This is a genomic window from Kitasatospora sp. NPDC001175, from assembly GCF_053598215.1.
Genome location: NZ_JBSFJU010000088.1, coordinates 1 through 23,805 on the forward strand (window position 1 = coordinate 1; position 23,805 = coordinate 23,805).

Annotated in this window: 25 protein-coding genes and 1 pseudogene; 11 read left to right on the forward strand and 15 right to left on the reverse strand. The window is 70.5% G+C overall.

What is annotated here, in order from left to right:
* Both tap and ACWDAK_RS36075 read right to left on the reverse strand, forming a co-directional pair.
* Window positions 1-2,054: telomere-associated protein Tap (tap, locus tag ACWDAK_RS36070; protein ID WP_449806537.1), on the reverse strand; the 2,054-nt coding region annotated here is incomplete at its 3' end.
* A 1-nt stretch (window position 2,055) separates the two neighbouring features.
* Window positions 2,056-3,447 (reverse strand): helix-turn-helix transcriptional regulator, encoded by a 1,392-nt coding sequence (locus tag ACWDAK_RS36075; RefSeq protein ID WP_427395854.1) that lies wholly within the window; start codon window positions 3,445-3,447, stop codon window positions 2,056-2,058.
* A 1,189-nt stretch (window positions 3,448-4,636) separates the two neighbouring features.
* Here ACWDAK_RS36075 and ACWDAK_RS36080 point away from each other — a divergent pair.
* Window positions 4,637-5,833 (forward strand): L,D-transpeptidase, encoded by a 1,197-nt coding sequence (locus tag ACWDAK_RS36080; RefSeq protein WP_344640285.1) that lies wholly within the window; start codon window positions 4,637-4,639, stop codon window positions 5,831-5,833.
* Window positions 5,834-5,966: 133 nt separating this feature from the next.
* Here ACWDAK_RS36080 and ACWDAK_RS36085 read toward each other — a convergent pair whose 3' ends face one another.
* Window positions 5,967-6,317: a hypothetical protein gene (locus ACWDAK_RS36085; protein WP_427395853.1), complete on the reverse strand. Its 351-nt coding sequence runs from the start codon at window positions 6,315-6,317 to the stop codon at window positions 5,967-5,969.
* Window positions 6,318-6,529: 212 nt separating this feature from the next.
* Between ACWDAK_RS36085 and ACWDAK_RS36090 the strand changes: the two genes are divergently transcribed.
* From ACWDAK_RS36090 to ACWDAK_RS36100, 3 genes are all read left to right on the forward strand, one after another.
* Window positions 6,530-6,673 (forward strand): hypothetical protein, encoded by a 144-nt coding sequence (locus tag ACWDAK_RS36090; RefSeq protein ID WP_344640283.1) that lies wholly within the window; start codon window positions 6,530-6,532, stop codon window positions 6,671-6,673.
* 186 nt (window positions 6,674-6,859) lie between these two features.
* On the forward strand, window positions 6,860-7,012 hold the full coding sequence (locus ACWDAK_RS36095) for a hypothetical protein (protein WP_427395852.1): 153 nt from the start codon (window positions 6,860-6,862) through the stop codon (window positions 7,010-7,012).
* Between the two features lie 116 nt (window positions 7,013-7,128).
* Window positions 7,129-7,251: a hypothetical protein gene (locus tag ACWDAK_RS36100; protein WP_425557830.1), complete on the forward strand. Its 123-nt coding sequence runs from the start codon at window positions 7,129-7,131 to the stop codon at window positions 7,249-7,251.
* A gap of 14 nt (window positions 7,252-7,265) precedes the next feature.
* Here ACWDAK_RS36100 and ACWDAK_RS36105 read toward each other — a convergent pair whose 3' ends face one another.
* From ACWDAK_RS36105 to ACWDAK_RS36125, 5 genes are all read right to left on the reverse strand, one after another.
* The gene (locus ACWDAK_RS36105) at window positions 7,266-8,405 is read right to left on the reverse strand and encodes a serine hydrolase domain-containing protein (RefSeq protein WP_344640281.1); all 1,140 of its coding nucleotides are present in this window, start codon (window positions 8,403-8,405) and stop codon (window positions 7,266-7,268) included.
* A 201-nt stretch (window positions 8,406-8,606) separates the two neighbouring features.
* Entirely contained in the window at window positions 8,607-8,807 is a 201-nt protein-coding gene (locus ACWDAK_RS36110; RefSeq protein ID WP_344640280.1) for a hypothetical protein, read from the reverse strand.
* A gap of 63 nt (window positions 8,808-8,870) precedes the next feature.
* The gene (locus tag ACWDAK_RS36115) at window positions 8,871-9,275 is read right to left on the reverse strand and encodes a hypothetical protein (protein WP_344640279.1); all 405 of its coding nucleotides are present in this window, start codon (window positions 9,273-9,275) and stop codon (window positions 8,871-8,873) included.
* A gap of 10 nt (window positions 9,276-9,285) precedes the next feature.
* Window positions 9,286-9,795 (reverse strand): replication/maintenance protein RepL, encoded by a 510-nt coding sequence (locus tag ACWDAK_RS36120; protein ID WP_344640278.1) that lies wholly within the window; start codon window positions 9,793-9,795, stop codon window positions 9,286-9,288.
* Between the two features lie 1,178 nt (window positions 9,796-10,973).
* Entirely contained in the window at window positions 10,974-11,183 is a 210-nt protein-coding gene (locus ACWDAK_RS36125) for a hypothetical protein (protein WP_427395851.1), read from the reverse strand.
* 373 nt (window positions 11,184-11,556) lie between these two features.
* Between ACWDAK_RS36125 and ACWDAK_RS36130 the strand changes: the two genes are divergently transcribed.
* Window positions 11,557-11,976 (forward strand): YciI family protein, encoded by a 420-nt coding sequence (locus ACWDAK_RS36130; protein ID WP_427395850.1) that lies wholly within the window; start codon window positions 11,557-11,559, stop codon window positions 11,974-11,976.
* Window positions 11,949-13,280: an RNA polymerase sigma factor gene (locus ACWDAK_RS36135; RefSeq protein ID WP_344640276.1), complete on the forward strand. Its 1,332-nt coding sequence runs from the start codon at window positions 11,949-11,951 to the stop codon at window positions 13,278-13,280. The genes ACWDAK_RS36130 and ACWDAK_RS36135 overlap by 28 nt, the downstream gene beginning before the upstream one ends.
* Before the next feature lie 71 nt (window positions 13,281-13,351).
* Here the strand turns inward: ACWDAK_RS36135 and ACWDAK_RS36140 are convergent, their stop codons facing one another.
* The 3 genes from ACWDAK_RS36140 to ACWDAK_RS36150 all read right to left on the reverse strand — a co-directional run bounded on the left by ACWDAK_RS36140 (window position 13,352) and on the right by ACWDAK_RS36150 (window position 14,603).
* Window positions 13,352-13,489 carry a hypothetical protein gene (locus ACWDAK_RS36140; protein ID WP_344640275.1) on the reverse strand — a complete coding sequence of 46 codons (138 nt, stop codon included), beginning with the start codon at window positions 13,487-13,489 and terminating at the stop codon, window positions 13,352-13,354.
* Between the two features lie 31 nt (window positions 13,490-13,520).
* Window positions 13,521-13,760, reverse strand: coding sequence for a hypothetical protein (locus tag ACWDAK_RS36145; protein WP_427395849.1), 240 nt, complete (start codon window positions 13,758-13,760; stop codon window positions 13,521-13,523).
* Window positions 13,761-14,066: 306 nt separating this feature from the next.
* Window positions 14,067-14,603, reverse strand: coding sequence for a hypothetical protein (locus ACWDAK_RS36150; protein WP_427395848.1), 537 nt, complete (start codon window positions 14,601-14,603; stop codon window positions 14,067-14,069).
* 421 nt (window positions 14,604-15,024) lie between these two features.
* Here ACWDAK_RS36150 and ACWDAK_RS36155 point away from each other — a divergent pair, with 421 nt between their 5' ends.
* Window positions 15,025-15,219 (forward strand): hypothetical protein, encoded by a 195-nt coding sequence (locus ACWDAK_RS36155; protein ID WP_427395847.1) that lies wholly within the window; start codon window positions 15,025-15,027, stop codon window positions 15,217-15,219.
* Between the two features lie 408 nt (window positions 15,220-15,627).
* Here ACWDAK_RS36155 and ACWDAK_RS36160 read toward each other — a convergent pair whose 3' ends face one another.
* On the reverse strand, window positions 15,628-16,479 hold the full coding sequence (locus tag ACWDAK_RS36160) for an alpha/beta hydrolase (RefSeq protein ID WP_427395846.1): 852 nt from the start codon (window positions 16,477-16,479) through the stop codon (window positions 15,628-15,630).
* A gap of 104 nt (window positions 16,480-16,583) precedes the next feature.
* Between ACWDAK_RS36160 and ACWDAK_RS36165 the strand changes: the two genes are divergently transcribed.
* Both ACWDAK_RS36165 and ACWDAK_RS36170 read left to right on the forward strand, forming a co-directional pair.
* Window positions 16,584-17,450 carry a helix-turn-helix transcriptional regulator gene (locus tag ACWDAK_RS36165; protein WP_344640271.1) on the forward strand — a complete coding sequence of 289 codons (867 nt, stop codon included), beginning with the start codon at window positions 16,584-16,586 and terminating at the stop codon, window positions 17,448-17,450.
* 518 nt (window positions 17,451-17,968) lie between these two features.
* Complete coding sequence (locus ACWDAK_RS36170) at window positions 17,969-18,928, forward strand: SDR family oxidoreductase (protein ID WP_344640270.1); 960 nt, start codon at window positions 17,969-17,971, stop codon at window positions 18,926-18,928.
* Here ACWDAK_RS36170 and ACWDAK_RS36175 read toward each other — a convergent pair.
* The 3 genes and pseudogenes from ACWDAK_RS36175 to ACWDAK_RS36185 all read right to left on the reverse strand — a co-directional run bounded on the left by ACWDAK_RS36175 (window position 18,919) and on the right by ACWDAK_RS36185 (window position 20,963).
* Window positions 18,919-19,953, reverse strand: coding sequence for a helix-turn-helix transcriptional regulator (locus tag ACWDAK_RS36175; protein WP_344640269.1), 1,035 nt, complete (start codon window positions 19,951-19,953; stop codon window positions 18,919-18,921). The genes ACWDAK_RS36170 and ACWDAK_RS36175 overlap by 10 nt on opposite strands.
* 337 nt (window positions 19,954-20,290) lie before the next feature.
* Window positions 20,291-20,560, reverse strand: a pseudogene (locus tag ACWDAK_RS36180) (helix-turn-helix domain-containing protein); the annotation flags it as partial.
* A 100-nt stretch (window positions 20,561-20,660) separates the two neighbouring features.
* Complete coding sequence (locus tag ACWDAK_RS36185) at window positions 20,661-20,963, reverse strand: hypothetical protein (RefSeq protein ID WP_449806538.1); 303 nt, start codon at window positions 20,961-20,963, stop codon at window positions 20,661-20,663.
* A 595-nt stretch (window positions 20,964-21,558) separates the two neighbouring features.
* Here ACWDAK_RS36185 and ACWDAK_RS36190 point away from each other — a divergent pair.
* Together ACWDAK_RS36190 and ACWDAK_RS36195 are read left to right on the forward strand one after the other, a co-directional pair.
* Window positions 21,559-22,713: a ParA family protein gene (locus ACWDAK_RS36190; protein ID WP_344640268.1), complete on the forward strand. Its 1,155-nt coding sequence runs from the start codon at window positions 21,559-21,561 to the stop codon at window positions 22,711-22,713.
* Window positions 22,710-23,765 (forward strand): ParB/RepB/Spo0J family partition protein, encoded by a 1,056-nt coding sequence (locus ACWDAK_RS36195; RefSeq protein ID WP_449806539.1) that lies wholly within the window; start codon window positions 22,710-22,712, stop codon window positions 23,763-23,765. Before ACWDAK_RS36190 ends, ACWDAK_RS36195 begins: the two co-directional genes overlap by 4 nt.
* The last annotated feature ends 40 nt before the right edge of the window (window positions 23,766-23,805 follow it).

Below are 23,805 nucleotides of genomic sequence, written 5' to 3' on the forward strand. Positions count from 1 at the left end.
CGGTCCAGTGCCGGCCAGCGCTCGCCTGGCTTGTAGCCGTGGCCGCGCGGGCGCTCGCGCATCTTCCCGATGGTGCCCTTGGCGGTCTGCTTGATGGCGGTGAGCACTGCCAGCTCGGCCGGGTCGCCGGTGGTCTTGAGGGCGGTCATGGCGTCGAGGAAGGCGAGCGGGTCGCGGTCGGCCAGGTCGAGCGGGACGCCGAGGGCGGCCATCGTGTCCAGGTACGCCGCCCGGAGCCGCTTGTGCCACGGGTCCAGGTAGGGGCCGTGCTCGGGTCGCAGGTACGCCTCGGTCGGCTGCACCGTGGCGCCGAGCTCCAGGGCGTAGGCCAGCTTCACCGTGCTGTACCAGGCCGGTCCGGTCGGCCGGGATCCGTCGGCGGTGAACGGCGACGGGAGCAGCGGGTCGGTGGCGACGTGGGAGAGGTCGGCCAGCCAGGAGCCGGGGATGCGCTTGTCAAAGGTGGGGTTGAGCTCGTGGACCGGCGGGCCCAGCGGCAGCGTCAGTCGGCCGGCGGCGGCGAGGAACGCCATGTTCACATCGAGGCCGACCCCGTACAGCGCCGTCCTCTTCTCGTCCTCGGTAAGCTCACGGAACCAGTCCCACGCCTCCGTCACCAGCTCGTCCGCGGGGGCGCGGTCCTGGGCGAGCGGGTGCACGTCGGGCACCTCCGGCGGAGCCGGGTCGAAGCCCTTGGGCGGGCGGGAGCCCTCCACCGGCCCTGATGTCCAGCCGGCCTCGGTGCGTACCGCCCGGGTGGGCGGGCGCAGCGCGGTGACGAGTTCCAGGCCGGAGACTGCGGTGGAGCCGCGCGGGGTGAGGACGCGGGTGGCGTAGGTGCCGAGCAGGCGGGCCAGGTCCGGGGCGCCGAGGCCGTCGGGGATCTGCCAGCCGCCGGAGGTGAGGGCGCCCCAGGCGGGAATGCACAGCTGGACGCACACCCGCTTGCCGTCCTCCGGCGTGCGGAAGATCCGCGCCCACGGACCGAGGCCGCGCTGGGTGAGCTGCCAGCCGGCCTTCTCGACCTGCTTCACGGCCTTGTGGGTCTTGGGCAGCTGACCGAGCCGCTGGACGAAGTCGCGCTTCTCGTCCCGGCCCATCGGCGGCAGGCCCAGGTCGGTCAGGGCGGCGTCGGTGAGGACGACCAGGGCGTCGCCGTCCTTGCCGTGCCGGTGCAACCTGGGCGAGCCCAATTTGGTCTCCAGCGCCCACTCGACCACGTCGGCGAGCGTGCGGCCGGCCGGGGCGGTCGGCGCCACCGTGCCGTCGGCGAGGTAGGCCACCAGCGACTTGCCGTCCTTGGCGACGTCCAGCACCGCCAGCGGACCGGCCGGGAAGCGCGCCGCCGCGGCGGCCTCCCAATCGGACGGCCCCTCAGCCTTTGCCGCTGCCTTCGCCGGAGCCTTGCGCGCCCGCGACGACGACGCCGGACGCGAGGAGGAAGCGCGGCGCGGCGCGGCCATCGGACCGGCGACGGGAGCCGACCGACGCGGCACAGCCGTCGGCACCGGCGCAGTGGTGAGGGCGGGCTCTGCGATCTGCTGAACGACCGGGGCGGCGGCCATAGGCACGGGCGCGGCCGGGACAGCGGGGGCCGAGGCGGCGGGGCGGCAGAACCCGCCCAGGTGCATCGGGTGGCCCTGTGCGCGGTAGACCGACGGGTTCCCGCACCGCACGCACGGCGCGGGTGGCGCCATCAGCAGCGAGCCGTCCGGGTTCTGGTCCAGCATCACCGGCTGCGGCGCCGGGGCCGCGTACGCCTCCGGCACCACCGGTGCCGGCACTGCGCTGGCGGGCTGGGCGGGGGCGAGCTGGGCGGCGATCCCTTCCAGCAGCTTCGCGTAGGCCGCACGGGCCTCGCCCTGCGGCTCGCGCTGACCCGACTCCCACGCGGTCAGACTGCTCGCGCTGACCCCGAGTGCCTTGGCGGTCTCCGCCTTGGTCAGCCCGTACTCGGTACGCAGTCGTACCCGCTCGTTCGGGGGCGGCAGCGGCATCGGGCGGCGCGGGCCGGCGCCCAGCAATGCGTTGATCGGGTCCGGGGTGTCGGTCATGTCAGGCGTCCTTCGTCAGAGAGGGCGGCAGGACGCGCTCCAGGTACTCCCTGCGGGCGGTGGCGTCGAGCTTTCCGTCCAGCGACAGCGCGGTGCGCAGCGATGCGGCGCTGACCTGGCGGGGAATGTCGAAGCGCCGTTCGGCCTCGCCGACGATCTCGCCGATGGCGTGCTGGGCGTCGATGGGGTGGTGGCGCACCAACCAGTCGAGCATCTCGGCCACGGGGGTGGTGATGCCGTAGAAGGTTGTCGGGATGCCGGTGCCGCCGATCTCCCGGTCGAGTTCCTGGCCGTAGGCGAGTTCGTCGAGGATCGCGTGCCGGATGGTGACGGCCATGGCGTGGGCGGGCACGATGTCGTCCAGGTTCGCGGCGACACTCCAGCCGAGTTCGTCGGCGACTTGCCGGACCGCGTCTTCGGTGCGGTGGCGCAGGGCCCAGCGCTTGCGCCGCTCGGGGCGCTCCCACAGGTAGGAGAAGAAGATCCGGGCGAACCGCTCGCGTAGGCCTTCGGCGCCGGTCGACAGGGAGGAGTTCTCCCTGCCGGCCAGCAGGGCGGAGACGCTGTCGGCCGAGCGGCGTCGGCGCTCGGCCCAGTCCTGGGCCACCGGCCTCGCCCAGGCGCTGCGCCCGCCGACGACGGCCTGAGGCGGGGGGACGTCACCCTCGCCGCGGGAGATGTAGGCGCGCAGGGTGGAGGCGGCGATACCGCCGAGCTCGGCGAGCTCGGTCACGCCGATGAGCTGGTCGCCGGCGAGTTCGGGGGCGGACGGCTTTACCACGCACTTGGACAGTGGCACCTCGGCTCCGCGTTTCTTGCGCAGCGCTGCCCAGTGCGCCAGGTCATCGAGCCAGGCCGGGGCGGCGGGGGGCGGTTCTTCGAGGTTGAAGTTGGCGATCTTGAGGACCCGGCCCTTGGCCTGGTGGGTGCTGTCGTCCAGGAGATCGGCGGCGCTCACCGTCACCGCTGCGCGTACCGGGCGGCGGTCGAACTCCTCGCTGGCCGCGTCCCACACCTGGCTGGGCCGGTACCAGGTCGTGCCGTCCCACCAGTAGCCCCCGCAGCGGAACAGCAGCGGGGCGCCCCACCAGTCCATGTACGCGGAGGAAGCGGACTTGTCGTCGTACAGCAGGACGCTGCGGCCGTGCTCGGGGTGGTATCGCACGCACCAGGCCAGGTCGTGGCGGATCGGGTCGGTCGTGAATGCCAGCCAGGCGCCTTCGGTGGACCGGTCCCGGTCCCAGCGGCCCCACATGCCGTCGGCGACGTTCCGCCCGACCTTCTCGATGTCTTGAGGGTCCTCGACGGGGATGTGCGAGTCGTCGACGAAGGGCAGGTCCGGGACGGGGTGGTCAGTGCGGATTCCGTTCGCGACGGGGCGGAGACCATGCATCAGAGTGCTGTACCTTCCACACTAGAGCGCTGTAGATATACACAGCATAGACGCGTGAAAGTGAGCAGCGCAACTGGGGAACTGTCAAGTTCCAGGAAACAGGCGCACGTTCACTCGATCGAGCACCGCTCTCACCACACCTCGCGGTAGCCACTGATCACGCCCGAAGGCCCCAAGGGTCTGGTCACCACGCGGCACCGGACCCTCCAGCCCGCAGCCGCACGGACGAGAAGCTCAAGCAACCCGCTGAGCACCAGGCCCCGGGGCCGGCGGCCCTCAGACGACCGCGGGTCGGGTCAGCGCGCGTTCTGTTCGGCCTCGGCGTACCTGAGGGCCAATGCGCGCCGAGGCCGATGTCCTTGTCCTGTTCGACGACCCATGTCTTTCAGTCCTCGGCTGCCCACGTGTCGTCAATCGTACGTCCAGAGCAGGCCCTGCGGGTTGGATACCTGGGTGAGCCCGCGAACTCCCGTACGTGCGAAGCGAACTCACGCACCTTGTCCTCGTTCACCGTGGGCCAGTTGATCCCGATGAACTGAAGGAACGACACCACCTCACAAGGCAGTTCAACCGCCACAGTCCCCTCAGTGACTACCACGTGACCGACCCAATCTACCCGCCTATCAATCGCGCTGGACCGCTCTTGCCGGACCATCACCGGTCGGGACGAGTGGAGGTGCGCGGCCGGCGAGCAGCCCTTCAAATCGGCGTTGCCGCACAGCCACGCCTGCTTGGAGCGCGACGGCCTTGGACGTCACCGCCGACCAGGTCGACGGAAGGGCATCCAGAGTCCAGCAGGGAGGACCCACCATGAGGCTGACCATCCACACGCCGACCCGACCGTAGCGCGTGGCCGATATGCGGACCGTTCAGCGAGTAGCCAGTGTCCAGTACGAGCCGATCGACCCGCAGGGCGGTGTACGGGTGACGCTCCGTTGGCCGGACCTCGTCCGTACGACCTCCGCTACACCGCGCCCGGCCCGCTAGGCGCCGAGCTGTACCGCGCGTTCGATGAACTGTTCCGCCCTACCGGTGCCCAGGCCATCCGCTGGCCTCACCAGGCGCGTGCAGGCAGGACGGACCGATTCCACCCGTACAAAATCGTGACATTGTTCGAGGCCAGCGGATGAAACCCGCACGCCCATCGACGCGTGTACCTCTCCGGAAGATCCAGTAGAGGGGGGCCGTCGTGCGACGGATTTCGATGGTGGGAGCGGCGCTGAGCGGGGTTCTGCTGCTGTCCGCGTGCAGTGGCGGCGAAGGCGGCGGCACCGGGGGCGACTCCGGCGGATCGGACGGCGGTGGCAAGGGCGGCGCGGCGAAGGCGTCCGCGGCCGTGCTGTCGATCGAGCCCAAGGACGGCGCGCAGGACGTGGCCCCGGGTGCGGTCAAGGTCTCGGTGGCGACCGGCAAGCTGACCGAGGTCGCGGTCACCGACAAGGACGGCAGGCCCATCGAGGGCGCCATCGCCTCGGACGGCCTCACCTGGACCCCGGCCGCGGGCGGCCTCGCGGTCGGTGAGACCTACAAGGTGAGCGCCAAGGCCGCGGACGCCTCCGGCGTGGCGACCACCGCCACCAGCAGCTTCACCACCCTCACCCCCAAGAAGACCTCCAAGGTCGAGGACAACGTGGTCAGCGGCCAGAAGTTCGGCGTCGGCATGATCATCTCGGTCAATTTCGGCGTGAAGGTCAAGAACAAGAAGGACGCCGAGAAGGCCGTCACCGTTCAGGCCTCGGACGGAACCGAGGTCAAGGGCCACTGGTTCGACAACGACACCCGGCTCGACCTGCGCCCCGCCGACTACTGGAAGCCCGGCACCACGGTGAAGGTCCACCTGCGAACCAAGAGCGTGGAGCTGGCGCCCGGCGTGTACGGCGCGACCGAGCGGGATGAGAACTTCACCGTCGCCCGCTCCCGGATCAGCGAGGTCGACGCCCGCACCCACCAGATGCTGGTCAAGGAGGACGGCGAGCCCGACCAGACCATCCCGATCGTCGCGGGCACCAACCTCAACCCGTCCTGGAACGGCACCATGGTCATATCCGCCAAGAGCCGCATGGAGAAGATGACCTCCGAGGGCCAGACCAACCTCAAGGGCCCAGGCTACGAGGCCGTCGAACCGCACGCGATGCGCCTGACCAACACCGGCACCTACCTGCACGGCAACCCGCAGGCCCGCGGAGAAGCCGGCCACGCGAACATCAGCCACGGCTGCATCGGCATGGTCGACACCCCGGAAGGTGACGAGAACTCCACCGCCGGCAAGGTCTACGCCGCCTCACTGATCGGCGACGTCGTCATCGTCCGGAACTCCGTCAAGAAGGAGCCGCTCGACCCCGCCAACGGCCTGAGCGGCTGGAACACGCCCTGGTCGCAATGGTGATTCCGGCCCACAGCAGTGCCGACACGGAGGTCCGTCGGCCATCGTCAAGGTATCCATCAAGGTTCCGGCCCATCTCGACGGTCTCCGACGGACGCTCCCCCGTTCCCGCCCAGCGGCCCGATCAGAGGTTGTGTCAGAGGTTGCGGAGGTAGGCGAGTTGGACGGTGCGGGCAGCCTGCTCGGGGGTGTCGTGCAGCGTCGCCTCGCGGGTGGCCTGGTCGCCGATGAGGTAGTTCTCGTACACCGCCACCCGCCGGTCACCGATGCCGGGCAGGCCGCGCTCGACCCAGCCGACCTGGTGGCCCTCGCCCAGCACCAGATACACGTCAGGGTTGACGGTCCAGCCGGCCAGGGACCAGTAGTCGCCGAACACCCGGTAGTCCAGACCGATGCACACGTCGGTGTCCGGTAGGCGGCGCAGCCGAGGGTCGGCGGGAACGGTGACCTCAGCGACCGGCGGCCTCGGGGTATTCGGCGCGGCCACCGGGGCGGGCCGGGCGCCGTCTGCTGGGCCAGGCGGCGGTCGACCAGCTCACGCAGTCTGACGCCGTCGCCCCTCGGGGCGGGGCTTTCTCCCCGAGGGGCAATGGGCGCGGGGGCGGCGGCCGTGGCGGCGGGCGCTGTTTCTCCCGAGGGACAACGGGTTCCGGGTGGGCCTGTTCGGCGGCCGGGACGGCGGCTGCAGGCGGGGTCGCCGTGTGCGCGCTCGCGGCCGCCATGCCCGGCTGCGTGCTCGGCGACCTGCCGCGCGAGCTCACCCTGCTCGCCGACGAACTGCACGCCGCCGCCACCGCAGGCCGCACCACCCGGGCGGCCACGGACGAAGCGACGGCCGGGTGAGCACGACCAGGCGCTGGGCGCTCGGGCCCGGCCGACCGACCGTGGTGATCACCACCGCCCGGAGCACGGGAAAGTGGGCCAGGTGACCAGCAGTCAGCCACTCGGACGTGGCATCAGCGCCGTAATTCCCAACGCCCGCGCCGCCGCGACGCCCGGCGAGCGGGCCGCCTCCCAGCTTCTGCACCTGTGCGAGGCGACCGTCCCCGTCCCTGTGCTCGCCGCGGCCGCCGAGCTGATCACCCCGAGCTGGAGGACCCGGCCCCGGCTACCCGCGAGGCCGACGACGACGTCCACGCCCGCCTGCTCGCCGCCATCGAGGAGGCCGCACCCGGCCGGTAGCCGGTGTTCGGCCTCACCGGACTTTGAGCGGACTGAGCGCGCCGCGCTCGCCAAGGACTGCGCGCGGCCGTCACCCTGCGGGAACGCCATGCCCCGGCCCCACGCACGCCGAAGCGATGATCAAGGTGGCGGTAATCCGCCTCAGGGCCGCCCGTCTCGCCGGCGAAGAGATCGAACCGAACGGCCCCGTCGAGACCGAAGCAGCGCGCCACCTCGCCGACGGCCTCAAGAGCGACTGATCACCCGCTTACCCTCAGGCGGCGGCCAGGCCCAGGGCCGTGCGGACCTCGTGGACGAGGCGGGAGTCCAGGCCGGGGGCGGTCATCCGGTTCTTGATCAGGGCGAACGAGAACCGGGCCGCCGGGTCCGCGAACGCCGTGCTGCCGCCGGAGCCGCTGTGACCGAAGGCGCTCGGCGAGCGGACAGGGGGCGACGAGGCGTCACCGACGACGAAGCCGCGACCCATGGTCCAGGGGATGCCAATCGTCCGGTCCACCCCGCTGGCCCGACCGATGGCGGCTTCCTTCAGGGTCGCCTCGGAGAGCAGCCGGACACCCGACAGTTCGCCGCCGCAGGCCAGCGCCGCGTAGAGCCGGGCGACGGCGCGCGCGGTCACGATCCCGTTGGCCGGCAGCGGGGTGCGGCGGAAGTCGGCGCGATTGGCCAGCGCGGCGACCGGCAGCACGGCGCGCGGCACGGCCGCGAAGAACGGCGCCTCGGCCGGCATACGCTCAAGCCGGGCCGCCCAGCCGCCGTCGTAGCAGGTCGCGAGCCGCGGCAAAAGGTGGTCGGGAACATGGAACAGCAGCTCGTCGGAGACCCCGAGCGGCGCGGCCAGCTCGTCCCGCAGCAGTTGGTCGCAGGTGCGGCCCGTGGCGCGGCGCAGGATCTCGGCCAGCAGCACCCCGTACGTCCAGGCGTGGTAGCCGACCGCACTGCCGGGCTCCCACCGCGGCCGCTGGCCCTCGAGCCAGGCGGCCACGGCCGGCAGGTCAAGCAGCCGCTCGGGCGTCACGTCAGTGGGCAGCTGCGGCACGCCCGCGGTGTGATCGAGCACCTGTCCCAGCGTGACGAACTCCTTACCCGCGGCCCCGAACTCCGGCCAGTAGCGCGCCACTGGCGCCTCGTACGCCAGCACGCCCCTGTCCACCAGCACCGCGACCAGGGCCGCCGCCACGCCCTTCCCGGTCGACCAGGACGGCACCAGGGTTTCCGGCCCCATCGGCCGCCCCCCGGCCAGGTCGGCCCTGCCCGCCCAGGCGTCCACCACCACCTCACCGTCCAGCCAGGCGGCCACCTGCACCCCGGTCTCCTCACCCGTACCGGTCAGCTCCGCCAGGATCGCCTCGACCCGTCGCTGCGCCGGGTTGTCCGGCGTCGTGTCGGCCGTCATGTCCCTACCCCCTTCGGTCCTTCGGGCCACCCACGACCGCGGGGGCCCAATGGATCCAACTCGGGCCACGATCGGAACGATCCCCACGGCCGACCGCAGGCCGCCCCGGCTACGCCAACTTCGCCATCACCGAGCCTCCCGCTCATGCTCGTCCTCATCGAGGGCGAGGCTGGTTGCCCGGGCCGTCGCAGGTCTCGTCCGCTACGCGCTGATGCCGAGGTTGGCGAGCCGGCCTTCGTAGCGCTGCCGCAGCCGCTCGCCGAACCGCTCGGGGGCGAGGGAGTCGATCCCGGGCACCGCGGCCAGGCCGGCCCGCATCTTCCCACCGGTCAGCAGCGGATGGATCTGGTAGACGCCCGGCTCCAGGAGCCAGACCAGATTCTTGTCCGCCAATTGCTTCACGGCCCGGTTCACGCTCGGCGCGATCAGGGATTGCTCCTGGATGGGCTCGCGAATCTGGTCCGGTCAGACCGCGACGAGCGTCGGCTTACCAGCTCGGGGTGGTTGCTTTCGGTACAGCGGCGCCGCGATGTCGGGAAGCCGGCCTTCCCGGACGTCGACGGCCGCAGCGCGGACCGCGGCTTCCATCTCACTCTGCGAGGCGTACTTCGCGATGAAGGGGTGGAGCCGGTAGCTGTGGCCGCGACCGTCACCGCTACGGATGACGAGGCTGCGGGCGACCAGGCACTTCATGCCACGGCTGACGGCGGACTCGAGCATGCCGAGCTTGTCGGCCATCTGGGCCTGGGTGTAGTTGACCTCGCCACCTGACGCCTGCAGGTCGGACATTATGCCCAAGACCGCAATGGCGGAGGGCGTGAGCTTCAGGCGGGGAATCATGCCGAGCACGCCGGAGGGTGTGATCTCCATGAGGTCCTCCTCAGCTCTCGCGGGCGAAGTCTTCAGGGCCGATCGTATCGGGGAACTCGCTGGCGAGCTTCTCCGCCCGCACCTGCGCGAGCACGCCGTTCTGCTCGTCCCCGTTCCCACGGAAGCACAACCGCGGATTGACGTCGTACCGCCCGCGCTGCGTACGGCGGCGGATGTAGTTGAGTTCGCACAGTCGGCCGATCGCGGAGTTCACACTGCTGCGGGCCACGCCGAGTTCCCTCGCCATGTCGACCTGGGTCTGAATGAGCTCACCACGGTTCTGTGACCCCATCATGTGCAGCAGGACGGCGACCTCGACCGGGGCGAGCTTGTGAGCCACGATGCACCGTGCAAGGACCTTCGCCATGAACCAGTTGCTGGTCAGCGAGTAGCCCATCGAGCCGGCCATGTCGTGGCTGGCCCGCCGCGGGCGGAACTTGACCGTGACCTCTTCGACGGCGGGTACCGCTACCTGGCCGGCCAGGTCCATCGCCAGCTGTTCGCCGAATCGGTCGAGCATGCTGACGAGTTCGGGTTCCTCCGCGGGCCGGAGCCGCCCCCGTCTGGCCTTCGGTGCAGGGGTGCCGCTCCGTCGTTCCGGTCGCACGTGAGCCTCCTGTCGGACCGTCTGGGCGCCACGACACTACAGGATCTTGCGGATAGCTCGAAGTTTTCCTGCGGCGGGTCGCAACTTTGGTTCGCTAATCGCTACACATCCGAGTTTGTGGTCGTTTGTGAGACCACATCGGGTGGTGACTCCTCCGGACTGCTGGCTTGGGCGGCTCCAGTCCGATCGCCGGGACGTTCGGCATGGTCGGCATGCACGCTGTCAGCTCCGTCTCACGGGGTACTACAGGCCAGCAGCGGCTGGGACTGGAGAAAAGTTGCGGATTCCTCGAAGTTTCTCTGCCTGGCGATCTTGGGGCGGGTCGGTCGGCTGTGAGTTGCACTCGGTTGCTGGCCACCGCAAGAAATCTTCGAGATAGCAGCAAGCAAGTGTCCTGGATTCGGGACATTGGAGGGGCTAGTGTCCTGGATCCAGGACACTTCCGGTTGCCGGCCTTGCTCGCCACTCTTACGTCCAGCGGCCCGATTCTTCGAGCGATCCGCAAGTTTTTCGGCAGTCTGTCCCAGCCCGTATGACACTTCGGCATCCTGAGTGTCCGCTAGGACCAGACACAAGGCTTCACATAACAGCAGGTCAAAGGCAGTTTTTGCCCGGGGGCCTCTTAATAAAGACCACCCGCTGTGCCGCGCGGTCCCGGAGGCCTCAGCTCCCATCCGGCAGCGGGACGGGGCCACCAGTTGCAACGGACCTGGTACCACCGTGTTCTGGACCTGCTGCTTTCCTTCCTCAACGTGTGCACCGGGCCCGCCATCTCCGCCTCAGCCACAGCCGGGTCACCCCCAGCAGGCAGCAGGACAGGCAGCACCAGGCGGCATGTGTCACCAGCCCCACTCCTTCAGGACCATGTCATTTATCGGTGGCCTCAACCCTTCTCTGGCGTTCCCGGTCCCGGCACACGCTGCGGGCGCAGTCACAAGGGGGTGTGAGCCGCCGTTCGGCTGCGTCAGCTCCAGCGGAAGGGGCCGCCCCGGGCACTGTCGGAGGCCTGACGCTGAGGGTTGCCGGCCGACGGGTGGGACGCAAGGATCACCTTGTCCGCGCGGGCACGACGTACTGCGCGGTCCGCTCGGTCACGCCCAGCCGCCGGCCGGGTACTCCACACCCGGCCGGCACGGCGACGGCTCCGTAAGCAGCTGCACGGTCCAGGTCGCGGTGCGGCCCAATCCGCCATCGCCCAAGTCCACGTTCTCGACCTCGTCGAGCCCGGCGACCAGGGCACCACCCCCGACTCCGTCGTGCTGCAGACGCAGATCCTCACCATGGACCTGCGCCGAGGACACACGTGAACTGACCCACCGTCCCCGCCGGTGGCCCGCCCCGCATCGGGCGGGCCACCGGCTCGCCACGCCCCGCTGGCCGGCTCTCCGGCGTAGCCGCCAAGGTCGTCACAGGGCGCCAGCGGGGCGGCGAGGTCGATGAGTGGGTCGTCATCTAGGAAGTCACCCGCGTGATCGCCCTGGCCGAACAACGGTGCGGCCGACCTCGAGATCGCCGGGCACCGGACCGTGATCGAGAACGTGCTCGTCCTGGCGTGAGACGAAGGTGTTGGCGAAAAATGTGGTCCGTGTCCGTCTGCCGTGTCGATCCGCGACTGCGCCGTTCGACCTGGGATGGAGAGGGTCGAGAGGCGACCCCCGATCAAGGAGGCCGAAGATGGCAAAGTACATGCTGATCATGCGAGGTACGGACGAATCCGTCGCGAAGATGATGGAGACGCCGTTCGAGGAGATGCTCGAGACAGTGGGCCGCTTCAACGAGGAGTTGATCCGGTCGGGTGTGCTCGTCGCCGCTGAGGGGCTGGACGACCCGTCCCAGGGCGTGGTGGTCGACTACAGGGGGGAGACGCCGGTGGTCACCGACGGTCCGTACGGCGAGACGAAGGAGCTGTTCGGCGGCTTCTACGTGATCGACGTCGCTTCGAAGGAGGAAGCGGTCGAGTGGGCCAAGCGACTCCCGGCCATCGCTGGCTCGAAGTGCGAGATCCGCCGCGTGCCGGGCATCGACGAGTTCCCGCAGGACAACGAGTGGATCATCAAGGAGCGGGCGTGGCGCGAGCAGACCGGCCAGCTCTGACGCCCGCGGCCGCCGGCGGCCCGCCGAGCGCCGAGACGGCGCGGCGGGCCGTCGAGGCCGTCTGGCGGATCGAGTCCGCACGGATCGTCGGTGCACTGGCCCGCTACACCGGGGATTTCGCGCTCGCCGAGGATGTCGCACAGGAGGCGCTGGCGGAAGCACTCGTCACCTGGTCGCGCGACGGTGCGCCGACCAGCCCGGTGGGCTGGCTGCTGGCGACCGCACGGCGGCGGGCCATCGACGCCTTCCGCCGCAAGTCGGCACTTGACGAGCGGTACGCCCTGCTCGCGGGCCAGCTGGCCGAGGGCGAGTTCAGCTCAGGCGCGGTGGCCGCGCCCGGTCGGCCGGACGATCTGCCGTGGGATACCGACCGGGTCGACGACGACGTCCTCGCGCTCATGTTCACCGCCTGCCACCCGGTGCTCTCGCCCGAGGCCCGGGTGGCTCTGACGCTGCGCGTGGTCGGCGGCTTGTCCAGCGAGGAGATCGCCCGGGCGTTCCTCGTGCCCACTGCGACCGTCCAGGCCCGGATCACCCGGGCGAAGAAGACGATCGCCGCGGCGCACGTGCCGTTCGAGCTCCCGCCGTCCGAGGAGCGGCGCGAGCGGCTCGGCGGGGTCCTGAGCGTTCTGTACGTGATCTTCACGGAGGGCTCGACGGCGACGACCGGCGACCGCCTGCTGCGCCCCGATCTCGCGTACGAGGCTGTTCGGTTGGCCCGGATGCTGGCTGCCCTGCTGCCCGCTGAGCCGGAGGTGTACGGGCTGCTCGCACTGTTCGAACTCACCGCCGCGCGCTTTCCGGCACGTACCGGGCCCGACGGGGAGGCGGTGCTCCTGGAGGACCAGGACCGGCGCCTGTGGGACCGGTCGGCGATCCGTCGCGGTCTGGCCGTGCTCGGCCGGGCCACCGCTACCGGGCGGGGCCTTGGACCGTACGGTCTGCAGGCCGCGATCGCCGCCTGCCACGCGACGGCACCCTCGGTGCAGGAGACCGACTGGGAGCATGTCGTGCTCCTCTACGAGGCGCTCGGCCGCGTGGCCCCCTCACCCGTTGTCGAGCTCAACCGGGCCGTGGCCGTCGCGATGGCAAGCGGACCGCAGCAGGCACTGGGCATGGTCGACGAACTGGCCGCCTCCGGCCGCCTGTCGGGGTCGTACCTGCTCCCGAGCGTGCGCGGTGAACTGCTGCTCCGGCTCGGCCGGACTGCCGAGGCCCGGGCCGAGCTGGAGCTCGCCGCCCGGCTGTGCCGCAACGCCCGCGAGCGGTCCGTGCTGCTGCGTAAGGCGGCCGCGTTGGAGTGATGTCCGGGCGGCTTGACTTTCCAAACGATGAGAGGGCCTCGCTCCGGTCGCATGACCGAAGCGAGGCCCTCTCATCGTTTCTGGGCTATGCGGTTGCTGCCGGACCAGCCGGGCTTGTTGATCAGAGTCTCGGCGAGCTCCCCTATCTGCTCCTGGGTGAGGACCTGGCGGATCGTTTCTGCGAACGCTGGGATGTCGCGCCAGTCCACGTCGCCTCCTGCCACGAGCGATTCGGCGCCGTCATTGCGCGCTGCTGGGGGGCGGCTGCACCCCAAACTGGAACGCCGTCAGGGCGGGTGGAGCAACCACGAGGGCGACCTGCCGATCGTGGAAGGCACCCTCGTCCACCTGGCCGTCGAGAGTCTGCCGGGCAACCGCGACCCGAAGCCGCCGTGGCTGTGGCACAGCGACCCCGACGCCGTCGCGCATGACGTCGACCGCCTGTGGCGGATCTTCCTCCGAAGGTTCGATCTTGAACACATCTTCCGGTTCTTCAAGCAGCCACTCGGTCTGACCCAGCTCCGCCTCGCCCGCCTCCTCGCCGAGAACCTGCGCAGGCCCTGGGAGAAACCGCTGGTACCAGATCAGCTCACACCCGGCTGGGTCCGGCGCGGCTACCGCCGCGTCCGCAAGACTGTGGGCCTCCGGCCAGTACGCCGAAAGTCACCCGCCCCGGACCCGGCCGGCCCGAGGGCCGCACCTCCACCCGCTACCCAGTCGGCAAGAAACGCAACAAAAGGACACTCACGCGCCCGACAGGGCAGAGCAGCAGCCTTAAAGATCAAGCTATGCCTTCGGGCAGCTGTGAAGGAGCTCGGCGAAGGCCTCGCCGGCGGAGCCGGAGGGGAAGATCCGTAGTGCCGTGTCGTGGCTCGATGTGCTGATCACGTAGTGCTCGGCGAGGTAGGAGAAGTCGTCCCAGGGCTCCCAGGCGTGGGCGCGCGGCAAGACCTGGCCGCAGCGGGTGCAGCCGATCCACGGCACCAGCACCAGGTCGGCGAGCTCCGGCTCGCTCCAGCCCGTCACGACCTCGACCTCGTCGCCGTCGCCATCGAGCAGCCGCACCCCGGCGGGCGCGCCGTCGCCCAGGCAGCGCACGATGCCGGGCGTGAGCCGCTCGCGCTCGCCCCACTTCTCGGCGAGCACGGAGATCTGCACCCGGCCCGCCCCGCCGATCGGGACCTGGCGGGCGAGCAGGCCCTCGACGAGCAGGCCGAGCCCGCACTCTTGTTCCCCGATCTCCCAGCAGTCCTTGACTTCCCTCGAGGCCGGCGGCGGAAGGAGATCGGCGATCCGGTACCAGAGGGCGGTGTTGTCGTCCATGGGCGGACTCTGACGCCCCCGCTGATGCCCCCAGCCGGCAAGGGCCTGCGCCCGGACCGAGCCCTGCTTGGTAGGGGTGGTGGTGGTTGGTTTCGACGGTGAGCGTGCTCGGGGAGGTGGGCTCGGTGCTGGAGCTGCGGCAGGCCGGCGACCGGCGAGCACCCCAACATCACCGCCGCCCTCCAGTTCCTCCTGCACCGCCCGCCGCCCACCACGCCTGACCACCCGCCAGCCCACCGGCCCGGCCCACACCCCAGCGGGCCGGGCCGACCCGTCGAAGGAGACCCGGAGATGACGACCACCCCCGCCCTGACCCTGGCCAACCGCCGCAGCCTGTTCACCGCGAACCGACCGGCTGCGCCCCGGCAGCCCGGACCGGCCCTGGGGGCTGTGGCTCAGCGGCCCCGACACCCTGCTGGAGATGCCCGACCTCGCCACCGCGCTGATGGCCGCCGCCGAGCACAACGCCCTGGCCGCCGAAGTGGACGACGGCTCCCCGGTTGAGCCCGTCAGCCACGCCCTGGTCCTCCACCACGGCTACGCCTGGCGCCGTACGGGCCCGGCCCGCTCGGGCGTCGGCGTGGCTGCCCCGTTGCTGTGCTGGACCGCCAAGTGAAGCATCTGCGGCGACGTCGTCGAGGACGAGTTCATCCCCCACCACGAAACCCCTGAGAACGCCGCCGAAGACGCCGTCGGCAGCCGCGAATGGGACGAGCTCCCCGACGGCCGGCTCGTTTGCGACCGGGACGACGAAGCCCACGACGAGGCCCGCGCCCAGGCGCTCCCCCAGAACGACGGCGCCGAGCCGGACGAGCACCGGCTCCCCCTCCTGTAGACCAGCCCAGCACCCGACGGAGGACCACATGAACCGAACCGTCATCGTCCCCCCGCCCTGACAGGCGCCCAGCCAGGCCGTCGGCTTCGACCAGGACGGCACGCTCACGATCGATCAGGGGTGGCAGGGCGGCCGCATCGGCCTGCCCCAGCCCGGCGCCATCGCGGCTGAACCGGGAGGCGTCGCGCCTCAGGAACCGAGCACCGCGCGGATGCGCTCCGCGGTTCCGCGCGGGCGGAGGACGTATCCGTTGTGGCCGCCGGGAAACGTCTCCAGGCGCGTCCCCAGTTCGCCGGCGAGCATCGCGGCGCACGTGTGCGGCCAGACGTGGCCCGAGTTCTCACCGGCGGCGGGCACGACACGGGCGGGTGAGCCCTTGAGTGCGGCCACGTCGAGGACGTGCGCCCTGATGGCCGGCATGTCGTGTGTGAGGAGGACCTCCGCGTTCCGCAGGTGGTCGGGCCCCGGAGCGCGTGCCGGGACGTCCGGCTCGCAGTCGTTCGGGTCGATGTCGATGTCGGCCGCGAACCTGCGCATCGCGGGGGCCGCGCCCTCCGCCCTGAAGGTCTCCTCGACGGTGAGCAGCTGCCCGAGGGCGAGGGCGCGCCCGGGTTCCGGCAGCAGGTTCGTGACGGGCGGTTCGTGCGCGACGACCGCCGCGACCTGCCCGGGGTGCCTGACGGTCAGCTCGAGCGAGATCAGGGCGCCGATGCTGGTGCCGTAGACGAGTGCGGGTTCCGGGGTGAGAGCGGAGAGCAGGCGGGAGACGTCGTCGGCGTGCGTGGCGAGGGTCGTCGCGGGGGCGTCGGTGGTGCTCCCCGACAGGCCGCGCCGGTCGTAGGTGAGGACGGTGTACCGGTCGGCGAGGTGGTGCGCGAGCGGTTCGTTCGCGTCGACACCGTAGTGGCCGCCGGCGACGAGCAGGAGCAAGGGGCCCTCGCCGTGGACGGCGTAGCGCAGTCGCGCGCCCGGCACTTCCAGTACGGATTCCCTCATGGTGCGACCACCGATCTTCTCGTCGGACAGGCCTTGGACGGCCATGTGCCGATCGTGCCGCCGCCGCCGGCACCGCGGGAGCGGAGCGCTTCGCCTAGGATCGGCGGTCCCAGGATGCGCTTTCACGACACCGATATCCCGAGAAGGACATGACACTGAACCGTCCCGAGCTCGCCGATTTCCTGCGCCGGTCCCGGGAGCGGCTGACGCCGCGCGACGTCGGGCTCGTCGAAGGGCCGAGGCGGCGGATCCCGGGCCTGCGTCGTGAGGAGGTCGCGATGCTCGCCGGGATGTCGGCCGACTACTACATGCGGCTCGAACAGGCCCGTGGCCCCCAGCCCTCGGTCCAGGTGCTCGCCGCGCTGACGGGCGCGCTGCGGCTGACCGAGGACGAGCGGGACCACCTGTACCTGCTCGCCGGGCACCGCCCGCCGGAGGGCGCGCGGGCCGGGGAGTACCTGCGGCCGGGCCTGCGATACCTCCTCGACCGCCTGGACGGCGTGCCCGTGCAGGTGGTGAGCGATCTGGGCGACCTGCTGGCGCAGAACGACCTGGCGCTCGCGCTGTTCGGGTGCGTGTGCACGGTCGCCGAGGAGGACCGCAACATCGTGCTGAGCTGGTTCACCGACCCCGGTGTCCGCGGTCACTTCGCGGTCGAGGAACACGAGGAGCAGGCCCGGCAGTTGGTCGCCGACCTGCGGGCCGCGACGGCCCGTCGCGGCGACGACGCGGCGTCCCGCTCGCTTGTGGCGCGGCTCCGGGCCGCGAGCCCGGAATTCACGGCGCTGTGGGACCGGCACGAGGTCGCCGTGCGCAGGTCGCACCCGTACCGTCTCGTGCATCCCGACCTGGGCAGGATCGACCTGGACTGCGAGGTGCTGGCGACGCCCGCGGCGGACCAGCGCCTGCGGATCTTCACCCCTCCGCCCGGTAGCACCACGGTGCTGGACGAGTTGCGCGTGCTGGGCCCGCAGCACCGGCACGACACCCACGCGGCGGGAGTGACCGCACCTTAGGTCCCACGGAATCCCATGACCAGCACCACCGCTCGCGCTGCCCGCTCGCTGCTGCCTACGCCCTCCGAGAGAAGCCCTGGAGCCGCTCCGAAATCCGGTGGATCCTCCGCCGCAGGCGATGCACAATCCCCGGGGAACCGCGGCGAGGGGGAGCTTGTTTGGACGTGTTCGCGTGTGCCGGGTGCTGCACCGAGTTGACGGCTCCGGTGTCCCGGGTCGCCCTCCCCCGTCCACACCCACCACGGGGGCTGGGAGGAACTTCCTCGGCCAGAGCCGCACGCATCTCTCGCAACGACTTGAAAACCCCCTCCCACACCTCCTCGTCCAAGGCTGCGTGGAACACGTTCTTACTGCGCATCAGCTGAGGCGCGGGACGGTCGACGATCTCCTGGACTCCCTCTCGTCCTCACCCCTCCAGCGTCGGCCCCGTGAGGACGGGACTGGGCTGAGGCGGAGCGCGGGAAGACTCTCGGAAAAGGGTGACGTGCGGTGTCACTTTTGGCGTGCATCGTGATGCCATGGACAAGGACATCAACACCCAGGGCATCGGCCGGGAAGTCCCGCTCGCCGGCCAGATCGCGCTCGTCGCCGGGGCCACCCGTGGCGCCGGACGTGCCCTCGCCGTCGAACTCGGCCGCGCCGGCGCCACTGTATACGTCACCGGCCGCACCACCCGCGAGCGCGCCAGCGAGGTAGGCCGGACCACGGAGACCATCGAGGAGACCGCGGAGCTGGTCACGGCGGCCGGCGGCACCGGCATCGCCGTCCCTACCGATCATCTGGACGTGGACCAGGTCCGCGCCCTCGTCGAGCGGATCGACCGCGAACAGAGGCGGCTCGACATCCTGGTCAACGACCTCTGGGGTGGTGAACACCTGCTCATCGACTCCGTCTTCGGCAAGAAGAGCTGGGAGACGCCCCTCGCCGACGGCCTGCGGATCCTGGAACTCGGGGTGCGCTCGCACGTGATCACCGCGGCACTCGCCCTCCCGCTCCTGGTCCGCTCGGACGCGCCGCTGCACGTGGAGGTCACCGACGGCACGGCGGTCTCCAACCGCCGTTACCGCGAGAACCTCTACTACGACCTTGCGAAGAACGCCCCGATCCGGATCGCCTTCGGGCTGGGCGAGGAGCTGGCGGAGTACGGGGGCACGGCCGTCGCCGTCACGCCGGGCTTCCTGCGCTCGGAGCAGATGCTCACCCACTTCGGCGTGGCCGAGGAGAACTGGCGCGACGCCGTCGCCCGGGAACCGGACTTCGCCATCGCCGAGTCGCCGCACTACCTCGCCCGCGCGGTCGCCGCGCTCGCCGCCGACCCGGACCGGGCCGCCCGCTGGAACGGCAAGTCCGCCTCCAGCGCGGAGCTCGCCAGGACCTACGGCGTACGGGACGTGGACGGCAGCCGGCCGGACGCCTGGGCGTACTTCGAGGACGTCAGGTACGGCGGGAAGGACGGCTTGCCGGACGACTACCGCTGATCTTCCTGCTCCGCGCCGTACAGGGCGGCGAGGGCCCGCGCATGCTCGCGGAAGCGGGCGCGCAGGCCCTGCGGGGCCAGCACCTCCACGTCCGCCCCCAGCCCGGTCAGCTGACCGAAGGCGACGTCCTCCGACTCCACCGGCAGGTCGAGCGTGACCCGCCGGCCGGCGTCCGGCGCGGTCGCGGACGCCAACGCCTCACCGGCGCCGGCCGGATCCACCACGGCGGGCAGGCGGCGCAGGCCCCGCTCCGTCAGGCGCACGGTGACGGTCGTGCGCAGCAGCGCCCGGGCGAACCCGGCGGCGTGGGCCTGCCAGTGCGCGGCCAGCTCGAAGGACGGGTCGCGGACGAAGGGTTCGTCGGCTCCGGGAGCGGGGGAGAGTGCCGTGACGCGGTCGACGCGGTAGGTGCGCCAGGTGCCGTCACGGCCCTCCCGCTCACCCGGGACACGGCCTACGACGTACCACACCCCCGCTTTCAGGACGAGCCCGTACGGCTCCAGCAGGCGGGTCACCATGCGGGGCGGCGCGCCGTCCCGGCCCGGCCGCGCGTAGGTCAGCTCGACAGTGCGGTCGGACCACACGGCGCGGGCCAGATCCGGCAGCGACTCCGGGGCCGACGGCTCGCGGAACCAGGCCGGGGCATCCAGGTGGAAGCGGCGCACCGACGACTCGGCGGCTGCACGCAGCGACGGCAGGAGGGTCGCCGACAGCTTCAGCCGGGCCGTGTCCGCCGCGTCAGACAGTCCCAGATCGCGCAGGGCCGTGGGCAGACCCGAGAGGTAGAGCGTCTCCGCCTCGGTGGGATGGAGCGTGGTAAGCCGGGTCCGGTGGCCCGGCGCCAGGTGGTAGCCGCCCGCGCGGCCGCGCTCGGACCGGATGGGAACGCCCGCCTCCTGCAGAGCCTGGGCATCACGGATCACAGTGCGTTTGGAGACGTCCAGCTCGCGGGCAAGGGCGGCGGCGGTCAGACCGGGGCTCGACTGGACGAGAAGCGCCATGCGGATCAGGCGGGCGGCACGCATGGCTCAAGGATGGCGGACCGGCGCCTCGGCACCGACTCCCGGTCGCCTTCCGGGACAAGTTCCGGGACCGCACCCCGGGCACCCTCTACAACCACATCCCGACCTGCGGGACCTGTGCGTCGGCGCCGTACCTCGCCAGCTCGAAGCCGCCGCAAAGTAGGCGGACCCCCAGCAAGATCAATCGCACCGGGACTTCCTGTATCTCAACTACTACTCATGCCCGGGGATCCCTGCGAGTTCGCGAAAACGGAAGGTTCTCCACCGCGAACCCGAGGGGCCGATGTCCTTAGGGAGTGGCCCCGTGGGTTCGCGGTGAGGTCGCGGGTGGACACGCCCAGGGGCTGAGTAGGCGGGGACGGCCTCCCGCCCAGCGAGGGTCCAGGCAGGCCAGGCCGATCTCGGTGAACCGGTGGATCACATCCCGCACGGTGTCCTCGTCGGCCTGGACCAACTGGGCGATCACCGGCACCCGGTTCCCGCCGGCGGAGGCCAGCAGCATCATCGCCCGCCGGTAGCGCACCGTGTTCGTGCTGCCCCGGCGCACGATCCGCTGTAACTGCTGGCCCTCCTGGTCGGTCAGTCTCCGGACCTTGACCGGCTTCGCCACCATGCCTCCTCGCACCAGATCGGATGTCCGGCCACATCCAACCGGTTCCGGCCTCACCATCGCCAACCCGGTGAACCTATGCACAAACTGGTGACCCAGGTCAACGACGATCCTTACCGGGCCTATTGGACCGAGCGAGAGATGGCCGCCCATCCGCTTCGAGGCTGTCCCGGTATCCGCTGAGAGTGGCCGGGTCGATGTCGGCAGCGGCCTTCACGGCGGCCGGGGCAAGCGGCTTGTGCGCCCGCTCGCGCATCTCATCGGCCGCCTGACTCAGTGACAGCAGGTGCAGCGGCGCCGGCTGGGCCTTCGGCGCGGACGGGGCTGAGCCGCCCTCGTTGCCGGTTGGCTGCGCCGGGATCGACCGCTTGTCGAGGAGTTCGCGGGCCGCCTCGCTGAGCATCACGGCTGTGGGTCGCTGCTTGCCTTGCCTGGCCGCCTCCTTCTGCCCCTCCTCGAGGACCAGCTCGGCGTGCTCGACGTCCGACTTGGCGATCGCGTCGGCGATGACCTACATGCGGACGCCTGGGTGGGCTGCGCACGCAGCTCGGGCCGGAGCAGTGGGAGGGCCCGGATCCGCTGAGCGTCCTTCAGCAGTTTGAAACCGTACTCCTCCGCGATGTCGAGGACCCCGACCACCCACTGGGCGAGGTTGTCGGGCCAGCCTCCTTGTGGAGCTCACGCTCCCGAGCGCCCTCCGCAGCGCACCCTTGGTGAGGATGACGTGGTCCTCCGCCGCCGATCCGAGCCGGTTGATCTCGCGCAGGGGGCGTTTGCGAGAGCCGGCTGCTCCTGCCGCGTGCCGTGCCGGTTCATGTTGTCCGCGGACAACATGGCGCGCGCCAGTCTGTACGGGGCACATGGTTCTGGCCATGGGCCATTGCACGGCTTGATGTGTTGTCCGCGGACAACACATTCCGCTACTGGGTATCAATACATAGGTAACAAAGCGGACGTGTCGCTGTCTAAGCTGCCCGTGCGGTTAGTAAACTCCCCCCATGACCGCCCCAAACATGGCTGAAGATCGAGACAAGGTAGTTACCAAACTCCCCGCCCAGCTGCGGCGCGAGCTGAAGATCCGTGCCGCCACGGTCGGCGTCGACATCCAGGACGCCGTGACCGAAGGCATCCAGGCATGGCGCGCCGCCGACCGTCCTCTGGGCCTGATCGACACCGCCCGCAGCGATTCCTTCTCCACCTACGTCCCCTCAGCTCTCTACAAGGGCTTCCGGGAAGACTGCTCCCAGCAGGGACTGCCCTACAACCAGGGGCTCGCACAGGCGATCCGGCTGTGGCTGGACGCCCACCCCTTGCCGCAGCGAGCCCGGATGGCCACCGGACCCCGACGGATCGCCTTCGGCAACCAGAAGGGCGGTGTCGGCAAGACCGCGATGTCGGCCGGCGTCGCACAGGCGCTCGCGGAGATGGGGTACCGGGTCTGCATCGTCGACTTCGACGCCCAAGGCCACCTCACCAAGCAGCTCGGGCACGACCATCTACCGATCAAGAGCGACAGCCTGGTCAAGAACATGGTCGGTGACCGCGCCTCCGACCTGCGGGACCTTCTGATCGAGGTCGACGGGGACAGCTTCGGCAGCCGCCTCCACCTGCTGCCCGCATGCACCGACGGATTCCTCCTCGACGCCAAGCTCGCCACCAGCCGCGAGGTCCGCGTCAAGGAGACCGCCCTGGAAAAGGCCCTTGCCGAACTCGAGCAGGACTTCGACTTCGTCATCATCGACTGCCCGCCCAGCCTCGGCTACGCCATGGACAACGCCCTCTACTACGCGCGCAAGCGCGACGGCGAACCGGACGGCAGCTCCGGCATCATCATCCCGGTGCAGGCCGAGGACTCCTCCGCCGACGCCTACACCCTCCTGCGGGAGCAGATCGACTCCCTCTGCGGAGACCTCGGCATCGTCATCGATGACCTCGGATTCATCGTCAACCTCTTCGACATCCGGAAGGGATACGTCGTCACCTCCTCCCTCGAGGGATGGAAGTCCCTGGGGCACCCCGCAGTGATCGCGGTCGTCAACGAGCTGAAGGACCAGCGGGAGGCGGTCCGCAGCAAGACCCCCCTCCTCATCTACGCACCGGACGGCGAGCAGTCCGAGATCATGCGGAACATCGCACAGAGGATCGCAGCATGAGCAGGGTCGCAGACCGCGTCGGCGCCGGAGCATTCGCCAGCCTCGCCCGGCAGCCCCTCAGCGAACGCGGCCGGGCCAAAGCCCAGGCCGCCGGGCTCATCCCCGACTACGAGGTCCAACGGCTCGACCTCGCCAAGGTCGCCACCTGCCCGATGAACCCCCGCCGCAACTACGGCACGGACGAGGACCGCGCCAGGCTCGGGGAGAGCCTCGCCCGCAAACAGACCACCGCGTGTGTGGCGGTCACCCGGGCCGCCTACCTCAAGCTGTGGCCGAACCACGAAAAACTGATCGAGCCCACAGCCGAGCACGTCCTCCTCAACGGCGAACGCCGCTACCGCTCAGCCCAGCATGTCGGACTCGAAGCCCTCGACTTCGTCGTCCGGGACGACCTGGCCACCAGCCAGGCCGACTTCATGGACTACCTCCTGCTCGAGAACGAAGACCGGGAGAACTTCGACATCATCGAGCGTGCCCGCGGCCTCAAGCAGCTGCTGGACGCCTGCGACGGCAACGCGGCCGAGGTCGCCCGCCGCCGAGGAAAAGACAGGTCCTGGGTCGGCAACCAGATCGCCCTGCTCACCTTGCCCACACTGATCCAAGAGCAACTGGTCAGTGGACAGCTCGCCGAACGGTACGGTCGCCGCCTCGCCCGCGCGTACAAGGACGACCGCTCCCTCACCTCCGCCGATCTGCTCGCCCTCGCCGAGAACATCAAGGAAGAGGAGCGCGCCAAGCGGGAACGCGACAAGCAGCTGAGGGCAGCCGCGAAGACGGACGTGTTGTCCGCGGACAACACGACTGTGCCGACGCCGATGGTGCCGAGCCAGCAGGAGCCCGCCCAGGATCACCCCGAGGCGGTGTTGTCCGCGGACAACACCGTCGCCAACCCAGAAGTCCCGGCCGCTCTGGTGCAGCAGCAGAGCCCAGAGCCGGCCGTGACCGTGTTGTCCGCGGACAACATGCACTCCTCCACGCAGGCTCTCGATGACTCCGTGCCGGCTGCAGCTCTCGCAGATCAGAGCCCTGCGACCGTTGGGGTGGTGTGGTAACCCGGACACACCCAACCCAGAGAGTCGGAGGGCCCCCGGG